This window comes from Enterococcus sp. DIV0840, from assembly GCF_050527835.1.
Lineage (GTDB): Bacteria > Bacillota > Bacilli > Lactobacillales > Enterococcaceae > Enterococcus_L > Enterococcus_L ureasiticus.
The window spans coordinates 470604-482951 of record NZ_CP172876.1; the positions used below are offsets into that span (position 1 = coordinate 470604).

Below are 12348 nucleotides of genomic sequence, written 5' to 3' on the forward strand. Positions count from 1 at the left end.
TGGTTATGTTTAAACGTGTGCATTTAATAGTTATGGATTCAGTCGGAATCGGGGAAGCGCCAGATGCTGAAAAATTTGGCGATGTAGGCAGTGACACATTGGGTCATATTGCCAAAGAAGCAGGTTTGACGATTCCTAATTTAGAAAATCTAGGTCTAGGAACGATTGCCCCTCTTCATAATGTCGAAGCAGTAGCAGATCATAAAGGCTATGCAACAAAACTAGAAGAAATTTCGGTAGGAAAAGACACGATGACAGGACACTGGGAAATCATGGGCTTGAATATTCAAAAACCTTTCCGAGTATTTCCAAACGGATTTCCAGACGAATTATTAAAACAAATCGAAGAATTTTCAGGACGTAAAATTGTTTGTAACAAACCCTATAGTGGGACAACAGTTCTAGACGATTACGGCAAACATCAAATAGAAACAGGCGATTTGATCGTTTATACATCCGCTGACCCAGTATTACAGATCGCAGCACACGAAGAAATTATTCCGTTGGACGAATTATACCGTATTTGTCAGTACGTTCGTGATATTACCAAAGATGAACCGTATATGATCGGCCGTATCATTGCTCGTCCATATGTTGGCGAACCGGGGAACTTTACTCGAACAAGCAACCGTCATGATTACGCATTAGATCCATTTGGTCATACAGTGCTTGATTCATTGAAAGACAACGGCAAAGAAGTGATCGCTGTTGGAAAAATCAATGATATTTTCAATGGTCAAGGCATTACAGATTCTGTTCGTACGAAAAGCAATATGGATGGTGTCGATCAACTACTTAAGGTGATGAAACGTGATTTTGAAGGATTAAGTTTTACTAACTTAGTTGATTTTGATGCATTATATGGTCACCGTCGTGATGTAGTTGGTTATGCTCATGCGATCGAAGCCTTTGATTTGAGACTTCCAGAAATCATTGATTTAATGGAAGAAGATGATCTGCTGATGATTACAGCTGACCACGGGAATGATCCGACTTTCCCTGGAACAGATCACACAAGAGAGTACGTTCCATTATTAGTTTACAGTAAAAAAATGAATGGACAAGGTAGCTTGCCGCAAGGTCATTATGCTGATATTTCGGCAACTGTGGCTGAAAACTTTGCTGTTCCAAAAACAGAAAATGGCGAAAGCTTTTTAAATAAACTGGTATAGGAGAGAAACGATGACAAAACTAAGTGAGATGTTAAAAGAGACAACGGCATTTTTAAAAGAAAAAGGCGTTGGAGAAGTTGATTTTGGCTTGATTTTAGGTTCTGGTTTAGGTGAGTTGGCAGACGAAGTAGAAGATGCCATTGCCATCCCTTTTTCAGAAGTGCCTCATTTTGCAGTTTCGACGGTTGTTGGACATGCTGGTAAGTTAGTTTATGGTACACTTTCTGGGAAAAAAGTATTAGCGATGCAAGGACGTTTCCATTATTATGAAGGTCATTCAATGCAAAAAGTGACGTATCCAGTTCGTGTGATGGCGGCAACGGGTGCTCATTCAATCGTAGTAACCAATGCTGCGGGCGGCGTAAACGAAAACTTCACACCAGGGAATTTGATGTTGATCACGGATCATATCAACTTTACTGGAGATAATCCATTGATTGGGGAAAATGATGAAGCTATGGGACCACGTTTCCCTGATATGAGTCATGCCTATACACCAGCTTACTTTGAAATTGCTAAAAAAGTAGCGAAAGAACAAAACGTACCATTGCAAGAAGGCGTATATATGGGGTATTCCGGACCAACTTATGAAACACCAGCAGAAATCCGGATGTCTCGTGTGATGGGGGCTGATGCAGTTGGGATGTCGACAGTATCCGAAGTCATCGTTGCAGCACATAGTGGATTGAAAGTCTTAGGGATTTCATGTATCACAAACTTAGCTGCTGGTATGCAAAGTAGTTTAAACCATGCAGAAGTTGTAGAAACGACAGAGCGTGTTAAATCTCAATTTAAAGAATTGATCAAAGCGACATTAGCAGAACTATAAAAGTTTTATTATAAAGGAGAAAAAATATGAGTGTTCATATCGAAGCAAAACAAGGTGAAATAGCAGATAAAATTTTATTACCGGGAGATCCGTTACGTGCGAAATACATTGCCGAAACATTTTTAGAAAATCCAGTATGCTACAATCAAGTAAGAGGGATGTTAGGCTACACAGGGACCTATAAAGGTGAACGAGTTTCTGTCCAAGGGACTGGGATGGGGATGCCTTCTGCAACTATTTACGCCCATGAATTAATCAATTCTTATGATGTGAAAAAATTGATTCGTGTCGGTACTTGCGGTTCGATTTCTGAGAAAGTCCATGTGAGAGATTTAGTGATCGCTCAAGCGGCAGCGACACCTTCTTCAATGATTCGTAATGATTTCCCTAAATATGATTTTCCGCAAATCGCTGATTTCGATTTGTTGTTGAAATCATATACAACAGCAAAAGAAAAAGGCTTTGTTACTCATGTAGGAAATGTTTTGTCTGATGATGTCTTTTATAAAGATAGTATGGACGGCGTTTTTGAGCTAGGTAGATTAGGCGTTTTAGCAATCGAGATGGAAGCTGCGGCATTATATTATTTAGCAGCAAAATTTGATGTACAAGCGTTAGCGATCATGACCGTTAGTGATAGTTTGGTAACGGGTGAAGAAACAACTGCTGAAGAACGTCAAACAACATTTAATGATATGATCGAAGTAGGATTGGAAACGGCGATCAATATTTAATAATCAGAAGAGGCCGAGACAAAAGTGTTTAGCTCCAAGAAATAAGAGGGAATTCACGAAAATTGCTCTTCAAATTTTTATGAATTTCAGCTTATTTTTGAAGGAGTTGCTTTTTTCTCGCCGTTTATTCGGATTTAGAGCGTGACACAAAACTGATTTTTCGTTTTGTCCCACGCTCTTTATTTACTGAGAGCAAAACAAGAGACGTTTCAGAGATCTTGTTCTATCATAGAATACGAAACCTAAATTGAATGGAGGAATAAAAATTGGATAATTTTAGATTTTATGTACCGACAGATATTCGTTTTGGGAAAGACCGTTTGGCAACAGAGTTGACGGATGTGCTAAATACTTACGGCAAAAATGTACTGTTAGTTTACGGTGGCGGTAGTATCAAGAAAAATGGGTTATATGAACAAGTCATCAACTTGCTTGAAAAAAATCAAAATAAAGTGATTGAATTGAGTGGTGTAGAACCGAATCCTCGTATCGAAACAGTTAGGCGCGGTGTAGCGTTATGCCGTGAAAATGATGTGAATGTAATTTTAGCTGTAGGTGGTGGTTCAACGATTGATTGTTCTAAAGTGATTGCAGCGAGCTTTTACAGTGATGAAGACCCTTGGGAAGTTATAGTAGGACGCAAAGGATTCCAAGGTGCTGCTTTACCGATTGTTACAATCTTAACTTTAGCAGCAACTGGCAGTGAAATGAATATCGGAGCTGTCATCACAAATTTAGCAACAAACCAAAAATTAGGCGTTGGTGGACCCGCAATGATGCCGAAAGTTTCATTTTTGGATCCGACCACGACATTTACTGTACCAGCTTATCAAACAGCTGCAGGTTCTGCTGATATCTTAAGTCATTTATTTGAAAGTTATTTCAACATAACGGAAGGGACAGATGTACAAGACTTTGTTTCAGAAGGATTGATGCGTGCGGTCATTAAGAATTGTCCGATTGCACTTTCTACACCTGACAATTATGATGCCCGTGCCAATTTGATGTGGTCAAGTAGTTTAGCATTGAATGGATTGACGAGAAACGGCAAACACGGTGTTTGGTCATGTCATGCGATGGAACATGAACTAAGTGCTTTTTTTGATATTACTCACGGGATTGGGCTAGCTATTTTAACACCACGTTGGATGGAATATGTTCTTTCTGAAAAAACAGTGACTAAATTTGCTCAGTTTGCTCATAATGTTTGGGGAATTGTTGAAGAAGATCCAATGCTTGCAGCGAAAAAAGGGATTCAAGCAACATATGATTTCTTCAAAGCGTGCGATATTCCTATGACATTACTAGCTGTTGGGATCGATGAGGAAAAATTTGGAGAGATGGCCAAACAAGCTGTAGCCCACAGTACAATCAAAACAGATGCCTTTGTTCCTTTAACAGAATCAGATGTTGAAGCAATTTATCGAGCATGTTTAACGGAATCTAGTTTTGCGTAACTAAAATGAACTACTTGAGAAGGGAATAATTCTATGAAGCAGTTGTTTGATGAAACATATTCCGAAAATCGAACGCTTTGGTATGCTTATTTCAAAGATATAGAACAACCAGATTTAATTGAAATGGTCAGCCAGATTATTCGCACTGATTTGAAAGTATCTAACGATGTTTTAACTACAAGTTGGATATTTTACCGTGAAGAGTTACAAAAAGATGCGTTACAAGAGGAAGTGAGATCCTCGATCATGGTACGTTTGGTGGATGGACAATATTATGTGCACTATAATATGTCTGATTTTGAATTTGTAACACAGCGGGAAGCTATCGCAAATTGGCTACAGCACTTAAAAGATTATTTAGAGAAATAAGTAAAAAAGACTCCCGAAACTTTCCAGTTTCAGGAGTCTTAATTTTTTTTATAAGTAGTATTTTTTAGCTACTGTTAGGTCATCGTTTAATTCATAAACAAGTGGTTGACCTGTTGGGATTTCAAGATCCATGATATCTTCATCTGAAATACCTTCAATATGTTTTGCTAAAGCACGTAAAGAGTTACCGTGAGCTGCTACTAAGACAGTTTTGTTGTCTAATAAAGCGGGTGCGATTTCGTCTTGCCAGAATGGCAAAGCACGTTCTAAAGTAACTTTTAAGTTTTCTCCACCAGGAATATCGCGTTGGTCTAGCATTGCATAACGACGATCATTTGCTGCAGAACCTTCATCAGTTGCTTCCATCAATGGAGGTAAAGTATCGTAAGAACGACGCCAAATGTGTACTTGGTCATCTCCGTATTTTTCAGCAGTTTCTTGTTTGTTTAAACCTTGCAATTTACCATAATGACGTTCGTTTAAGCGCCAAGATTTGATTTGAGGAACCCATAATTGATCTGAGTTTTCTAAAAGTAAGTTACATGTTTTGATAGCACGAGTTAATACAGAAGTATACGCTACATCAAATTCAATTCCAGCTTCTTTGATTTTGCGGCCGCCTTCGATTGCTTCTTCAACACCCTGTGGTGCTAAATCTACGTCAGCCCAACCTGTAAATTGATTCAACGCATTCCATTCACTAAGTCCATGACGAGAAAATACTAATTTTGGCATGTATAGCTCTCCTTTGAGTTGTAGTTTCTGAAACTTTCATTTCCTGTTCTATTGTACACCGTTTTAAAATAGATTTCCATTGTAAATTAGTAAAAAATACTGGAAATGCTAGCTAGTATAGTTCGGTTACGCTAGCTTAATCTGGGTGAAGTGAAACAAATAAGAAGAGTGCAGCCTAGTGACTGCACTCTTCTGGAGAATTACTCTGGCTACTCTTGAGAAATCTTAGCAATATCTGCTTCAGATAAATTGATGTATTTGTAGCAAGTTCCGACAGAAACATTGCATTTTGAAGAAATAAATTGGATTGTTTCCTTCTTTTCGTGATATAAGTGTCGGATTTTTTTTACGTTTTTTGTATCTATTTTAGGCCGACCACCGATCTTGCCTTTTTTTCGGGCATTGTTCAATCCGATTAAAGTACGCTCCGTGATTAGATCGCATTCCATCGTTGCCAAACCATTCATTAACTTGAAGTAAATTTCCCCCATTGGATGGCGAGTGTCGATTTCTTCATCTAGGCTGACTAGATGAATACCGGAGCCTTTGAACGTTTGTGTCAGCTCAGTCAGTTGACGTGTAGAGCGTCCTAAACGGTTTAAACGGCAGATGACTAAGGTGTCGCCCGCTTCTAAACTGTTGAGAACAGTCTCAAGCTCAGAGATGGGAGGAGTGTCATTTGTGACGTCGAAAGATTCATGATAAACTTCGTCGCAACCGAAGTCAGATAAGATTTTGATCTGAGCATCTAAATCATTGTCAGTGATTGTTGTACGTGCATAACCAATTATTTTCATCGTTCGTCCTTTCTAGTAAAAAGTAAAATAGGATACTAAAAATGTAGCATATAAACGGATGAAATGATAGCTGTTTTTTTATCTTTCTTTAATCTTATTCTTTCTTTTCAAATCGTCTTCAAATAATTTTCTATTTTGGTACGTGGATGGTTTTGGGACCTGTTTCTCCGCCGACGATCACAGTTGAAACAATGTTAAGGAATAATCCATGTTCAACGACACCAACTAACTGGTCTAAATAACTACCTAAAGCGATGGGGTCAGTGATTTCTTCTAAATGAAGATCGATGATATAATGACCGCCATCAGTGACCAATGTTTCTTCAGTAGACGTTGTACGTAAAACAGGTGCATACCCCTTTTCTTCGAATAAACGAACCAGTTGTTGGCTACCGTAAGGAACAACTTCGACAGGCAATGGGAATTTACCAAGTTTTTTTACAAGTTTCGAATCATCAACGATCCAAATACATTTTTTTGAGTACGACGCGACGATTTTTTCGAATAATAAAGCAGCACCGCCACCTTTGATACCTTGGAAATCTTCGCTGATCTCATCTGCTCCATCAATCGTCAAGTCGACATAAGGAACGTCGTCAATCCCTTTTAAAGGAATACCTAACGCTAATGCTTGGCGCTCAGTTTCTTTTGATGTGGTGACACCAACGATCGATAAACCTTCTTCTTTCACGCGGCGGCCGATTTCATCCACCATAAATTTCGCTGTAGATCCTGTTCCTAAACCTACGATCATACCATCTTCTACATATTTTGCTGCTTCGATTCCTGCCATTTGTTTAAGATTCAATATAAACATCCTCTCTATTCAACTCTCACACAAATATAATACATGCAAGCAATCAAAAAAGATAGCCGATTGAATGGGTTTAATCAGATTTTTAATCCTAAATTTATTTAATGAAATAGACATTATAAGTTGTGATATCGCAAGGGGGGGGGTGTCAGAGATTGTTTTTGTCATTGTTCCATATAAATAATAGTAGATTTTCATCATTGGTGGTAGAATATGGTCGAAAAAATATTGTTTAACTGGAGTAACTTGTGTTGTTTTACGAGGAACATATTTTGGTGAAAAACGAAGCAAATAAATAGCACAATGAGCAATGTTTTTTTGGAATAAAGAGATTGACAAACGAATTATGGCATGATATGCTATCAAAGGTGCTTTATCTACAGGTCTCTCGTTGGAGACGTGCTGACTGTCTATCGAAGCATATTTGATAATGAGTGCAGAGATTGCATTATTTTTTATCGCTAAAAAAGAACCACCTGGATGTGTGGAACTAGATGCGAAATGAGGAAGGAGGAAACAAGGAATGCCTACAATTAATCAATTAGTACGTAAACCTCGTAAATCAAAGGTGGAGAAATCTAATTCACCAGCGTTGAACAAAGGATATAATAGTTTTAAGAAATCTCAAACGAACGTAAACTCACCACAAAAGCGTGGGGTTTGTACTCGTGTGGGAACAATGACACCTAAAAAACCTAACTCGGCTTTACGTAAATATGCCCGTGTTCGTTTGTCTAACTTAATCGAAGTAACAGCTTATATCCCAGGTATTGGTCATAACTTACAAGAACATAGCGTGGTATTATTACGCGGTGGACGTGTAAAAGATTTACCAGGGGTACGTTATCATATCGTACGTGGTGCGCTTGATACAGCCGGTGTTACAGATCGTAAAAAAAGCCGCTCTAAATATGGTACTAAAATGCCTAAAGCTGCTAAATAATTTGACAATCAATAAGGTCTTATATAATAAAGAATTTTCGGAAGGAGGAGTTACGGATGCCACGTAAAGGTCCTGTTACAAAACGCGATGTTTTACCAGATCCAATTTATAACTCAAAATTAGTAACTCGCTTGATCAACCGTGTAATGGTTGATGGGAAACGCGGGATTGCTGCTAATATCATCTATAATTCATTTGATATCATCAAAGAATCTACAGGTAACGATCCATTGGAAGTTTTCGAGCAAGCAATGAAAAACGTTATGCCTGTACTAGAAGTAAAAGCTCGCCGTGTTGGGGGTTCTAACTATCAAGTACCAGTTGAAGTTCGTCCAGAACGTCGTACAACTTTAGGTTTACGTTGGGTTGTTAACTATGCTCGCCTACGCGGTGAACATACAATGGAACAACGTCTAGCGAAAGAAATCATGGATGCTGCCAATAACACTGGTGCTTCTGTTAAAAAACGTGAAGACACACACAAAATGGCGGACGCTAACCGTGCGTTTGCACATTATCGTTGGTAAGATCCTCTCTGTATGTAATTTAACTTTACAGCAGACAGTCACTTTACAATCGATTTAAATAAAGAGAGGAGAACAACCTAGAATGGCAAGAGAATTTTCGTTAGAAAACACTCGTAATATCGGTATTATGGCTCACGTTGATGCGGGTAAAACAACAACAACAGAGCGTATTTTGTACTATACTGGTAAAATCCATAAAATTGGTGAAACGCACGAAGGTGCATCACAAATGGACTGGATGGAACAAGAACAAGAACGTGGTATTACCATCACATCTGCTGCGACAACTGCAGAGTGGAAAGGTTACCGTGTAAATATCATCGATACACCAGGACACGTGGATTTCACTATTGAAGTTCAACGTTCACTACGTGTATTAGATGGTGCTGTAACCGTTCTTGATTCACAATCAGGTGTGGAACCTCAAACTGAAACAGTTTGGCGTCAAGCAACTGAATACAAAGTTCCTCGTGTTGTTTTCTGTAATAAAATGGATAAAATCGGTGCGGATTTCTTATACTCTGTAAACTCATTACATGATCGTTTACAAGCAAATGCACATCCAATCCAATTACCAATTGGTGCAGAAGATAGCTTTACAGGGATCATCGATTTAATTACGATGAAAGCTGAAATCTATACAAATGACTTAGGTACAGACATTCAAGAAACTGAAATTCCAGAAGAATATATGGAACAAGCAATTGAATGGCGTGAAAAATTAGTTGAAGCTGTTGCTGAAACTGATGAAGACCTAATGATGAAATATCTTGATGGTGAAGAAATTACAAATGAAGAATTAAAAGCGGGTATCCGCCAAGCAACGATCAACGTTGAATTCTTCCCAGTAATGGCTGGTTCTGCCTTTAAAAATAAAGGTGTTCAATTAATGCTTGATGCAGTTCTTGATTACTTGCCATCACCACTAGATATCGAAGCAATCAAAGGGATCGACGTTAAAACAGACGAAGAAACAACTCGTCCTGCTGATGACGAAGCACCTTTTGCTTCATTAGCATTTAAAGTTATGACGGATCCATTCGTTGGTCGTCTAACATTCTTCCGTGTATATTCTGGTGTCCTTGAAAGTGGTTCATATGTATTGAACGCTTCTAAAGACAAAAAAGAACGTATCGGTCGTATTCTTCAAATGCACGCGAATACACGTAAAGAAATCGACAAAGTGTATTCAGGAGATATTGCTGCCGCTGTTGGATTGAAAGATACAACAACTGGTGATACTTTATGTGCGATGGATGCACCAGTTATTCTTGAATCAATCGAGTTCCCAGAACCGGTTATCCAAGTAGCTGTTGAACCTAAATCAAAAGCTGACCAAGATAAAATGGGTATCGCTCTGCAAAAACTTGCAGAAGAAGATCCGTCATTCCGCGTTGAAACAAACGTTGAAACTGGTGAAACAGTTATCTCTGGTATGGGTGAATTGCACTTAGACGTATTAGTAGACCGTATGAGACGTGAGTTCAAGGTTGAAGCAAACGTTGGTGCTCCACAAGTATCATACCGTGAAACTTTCCGTGCTCCTGTAACTCAGGCAGAAGGTAAGTTTGTACGTCAGTCTGGTGGTAAAGGTCAATACGGACATGTCTGGGTTGAATTTACACCAAACGAAGAAGGTAAAGGTTTTGAATTTGAAAATGCTATCGTCGGTGGTGTGGTTCCTCGTGAATACATCCCAGCGGTTGAAAAAGGCTTGGCAGAATCTATGAACAACGGTGTTCTTGCTGGATATCCATTAGTTGATATTAAAGCAAAACTTTACGATGGTTCATACCATGATGTCGATTCAAATGAAACAGCCTTCCGTGTAGCTGCTTCTATGGCACTACGTGCGGCTGCTAAAAAAGCAATGCCTGTAATTTTAGAACCAATGATGAAAGTAACGATCACTGTACCAGAAGATTACTTAGGTGATATCATGGGACACGTTACAAGTCGTCGTGGACGTGTTGAAGGTATGGAAGCACACGGTAACTCACAAATCGTTAACGCGATGGTGCCTCTAGCTGAAATGTTCGGTTACGCTACAACATTACGTTCAGCAACACAAGGTCGCGGTACGTTTATGATGGTCTTTGACCACTATGAAGATGTACCAAAATCTGTACAAGAAGAAATCATCAAGAAAAATGGCGGAAACAACGCATAATAGTTAAGAAAATAAGTACATGCTTATTTATGACTAGGATTTTCTACCGATTTCGGTTAAACTAATTAAAGATGATCAGGTAGTTGTCACTATCTATCAAATAAAATAAAATTCATATATTTTAGGAGGAACATTTAAAATGGCTAAAGAAAAATTTGACCGTTCTAAACCCCATGTAAACATTGGTACTATTGGACACGTTGACCATGGTAAAACTACATTAACTGCTGCAATTGCAACTGTGTTAGCTAAACACGGTGGCGGAGATGCTGCATCATATGCTGATATCGATAACGCTCCAGAAGAAAAAGAACGTGGTATCACAATCAACACTTCTCACATCGAATATGAAACTGATATTCGTCACTATGCCCACGTGGATTGCCCAGGACACGCGGATTACGTTAAAAACATGATCACTGGTGCTGCACAAATGGATGGAGCTATCTTAGTAGTATCTGCTGCTGATGGTCCTATGCCTCAAACTCGTGAGCACATCTTGTTATCACGTAACGTTGGTGTACCATACATCGTTGTTTTCTTAAACAAAATGGATATGGTAGATGACGAAGAATTATTAGAATTAGTAGAAATGGAAGTTCGTGATCTATTATCAGAATACGATTTCCCAGGTGACGACACTCCTGTTATCGCTGGTTCTGCTTTGAAAGCTTTAGAAGGCGACGCTTCATACGAAGAAAAAATCATGGAATTAATGACTGCAGTTGATGAGTACATCCCAACTCCAACTCGTGATACTGACAAACCATTCATGATGCCAGTCGAAGACGTATTCTCAATCACTGGACGTGGTACTGTTGCTACAGGCCGTGTTGAACGTGGAGAAGTTCGCGTTGGTGACGAAATCGAAATCGTTGGTATCAAAGAAGATACTGCTAAAACAACAGTTACTGGTGTTGAAATGTTCCGTAAATTGTTAGACTACGCTGAAGCTGGCGATAACATCGGTGCTTTATTACGTGGTGTAGCACGTGAAGATATCGAACGTGGACAAGTATTGGCAAAACCTGCTTCAATCACTCCACACACAAAATTTAAAGCTGAAGTTTATGTTTTATCAAAAGAAGAAGGCGGACGTCACACTCCATTCTTCACTAACTACCGTCCTCAGTTCTACTTCCGTACAACTGACGTAACTGGTGTAGTTGAATTACCAGAAGGTACTGAAATGGTAATGCCTGGTGATAACGTTGCAATGGACGTTGAATTAATCCACCCAATCGCTATCGAAGACGGAACTCGTTTCTCTATTCGTGAAGGCGGACGTACTGTTGGTTCAGGCGTTGTTTCTGAAATCACTAAATAATTTAAATTTAACGATTTAATATAAAGAAATAAAACCGACGTAAAACATCGGCGTACTCGGACGTAAGTCGAAGGGAATTTCCCTTCGGCTTTTTTTTGTTTTCCCAATGAATTTGGAGTTGGAATATGGATAAATTATATCTGTGCATCCTATTTTTTCTATGTTGCTGAAATAAAGAAATTGTAAAGTTTTGGGTTGGTGAAATTGCGTATGTATTCAAGCGAAAAAATGGTTTTTAAGGCGTTAAATAAAAAATATTTAATAAAAATCAAATATTTTTACATTAAAATACTTTACATAAGATTGTTAAATTATATCTCTGTGTTGTTAATTATTTTTAGTATTACACAAAAAAAGTATAAATCATATTATTCTTTTTTTTTGAATCATTTTTTTCTTTTCTTTAGAAATAAATGACAGATGTGTTTTTCTTATATATAGTAAAGTGTCATAGTGAGATCTTCTAATTGCGAT

The 12348-nt window shown here is 38.4% G+C and carries 12 protein-coding genes; 9 read left to right on the top strand and 3 right to left on the bottom strand.

What is annotated here, in order from left to right:
* Nucleotides 1-5: 5 nt before the first annotated feature.
* The 5 genes from deoB to IGL98_RS02340 all read left to right on the top strand — a co-directional run bounded on the left by deoB (nucleotide 6) and on the right by IGL98_RS02340 (nucleotide 4561).
* Entirely contained in the window at nucleotides 6-1172 is a 1167-nt protein-coding gene (deoB, locus tag IGL98_RS02320; RefSeq protein WP_206841225.1) for a phosphopentomutase, read from the top strand.
* A gap of 10 nt (nucleotides 1173-1182) precedes the next feature.
* On the top strand, nucleotides 1183-2001 hold the full coding sequence (locus IGL98_RS02325; protein ID WP_206911552.1) for a purine-nucleoside phosphorylase: 819 nt from the start codon (nucleotides 1183-1185) through the stop codon (nucleotides 1999-2001).
* A gap of 26 nt (nucleotides 2002-2027) precedes the next feature.
* A complete protein-coding gene (gene deoD / locus IGL98_RS02330; protein ID WP_206911553.1) occupies nucleotides 2028-2735 on the top strand; it encodes a purine-nucleoside phosphorylase in 708 nt (235 codons plus the stop codon).
* 266 nt (nucleotides 2736-3001) lie between these two features.
* Entirely contained in the window at nucleotides 3002-4192 is a 1191-nt protein-coding gene (locus IGL98_RS02335) for an iron-containing alcohol dehydrogenase (protein ID WP_206841218.1), read from the top strand.
* 33 nt (nucleotides 4193-4225) lie between these two features.
* Nucleotides 4226-4561 carry a hypothetical protein gene (locus tag IGL98_RS02340; RefSeq protein WP_206911554.1) on the top strand — a complete coding sequence of 112 codons (336 nt, stop codon included), beginning with the start codon at nucleotides 4226-4228 and terminating at the stop codon, nucleotides 4559-4561.
* 48 nt (nucleotides 4562-4609) lie between these two features.
* Here IGL98_RS02340 and gpmA read toward each other — a convergent pair whose 3' ends face one another.
* From gpmA to rpiA, 3 genes are all read right to left on the bottom strand, one after another.
* Nucleotides 4610-5296: a 2,3-diphosphoglycerate-dependent phosphoglycerate mutase gene (gene gpmA, locus IGL98_RS02345; RefSeq protein WP_010766239.1), complete on the bottom strand. Its 687-nt coding sequence runs from the start codon at nucleotides 5294-5296 to the stop codon at nucleotides 4610-4612.
* Between the two features lie 209 nt (nucleotides 5297-5505).
* Nucleotides 5506-6093, bottom strand: a complete 588-nt coding sequence (locus IGL98_RS02350; protein ID WP_206841213.1) for a recombinase family protein — start codon at nucleotides 6091-6093, stop codon at nucleotides 5506-5508.
* Nucleotides 6094-6223: 130 nt separating this feature from the next.
* Nucleotides 6224-6901, bottom strand: a complete 678-nt coding sequence (gene rpiA / locus IGL98_RS02355) for a ribose-5-phosphate isomerase RpiA (RefSeq protein ID WP_206841210.1) — start codon at nucleotides 6899-6901, stop codon at nucleotides 6224-6226.
* A 529-nt stretch (nucleotides 6902-7430) separates the two neighbouring features.
* Between rpiA and rpsL the strand changes: the two genes are divergently transcribed.
* The 4 genes from rpsL to tuf all read left to right on the top strand — a co-directional run bounded on the left by rpsL (nucleotide 7431) and on the right by tuf (nucleotide 11874).
* On the top strand, nucleotides 7431-7850 hold the full coding sequence (rpsL, locus tag IGL98_RS02360) for a 30S ribosomal protein S12 (RefSeq protein WP_206841208.1): 420 nt from the start codon (nucleotides 7431-7433) through the stop codon (nucleotides 7848-7850).
* A 56-nt stretch (nucleotides 7851-7906) separates the two neighbouring features.
* The gene (gene rpsG / locus IGL98_RS02365; RefSeq protein ID WP_010761695.1) at nucleotides 7907-8377 is read left to right on the top strand and encodes a 30S ribosomal protein S7; all 471 of its coding nucleotides are present in this window, start codon (nucleotides 7907-7909) and stop codon (nucleotides 8375-8377) included.
* A gap of 82 nt (nucleotides 8378-8459) precedes the next feature.
* On the top strand, nucleotides 8460-10547 hold the full coding sequence (gene fusA, locus IGL98_RS02370) for an elongation factor G (RefSeq protein ID WP_206841206.1): 2088 nt from the start codon (nucleotides 8460-8462) through the stop codon (nucleotides 10545-10547).
* Between the two features lie 139 nt (nucleotides 10548-10686).
* Complete coding sequence (gene tuf / locus IGL98_RS02375) at nucleotides 10687-11874, top strand: elongation factor Tu (RefSeq protein ID WP_069645950.1); 1188 nt, start codon at nucleotides 10687-10689, stop codon at nucleotides 11872-11874.
* Nucleotides 11875-12348 lie beyond the last annotated feature (474 nt).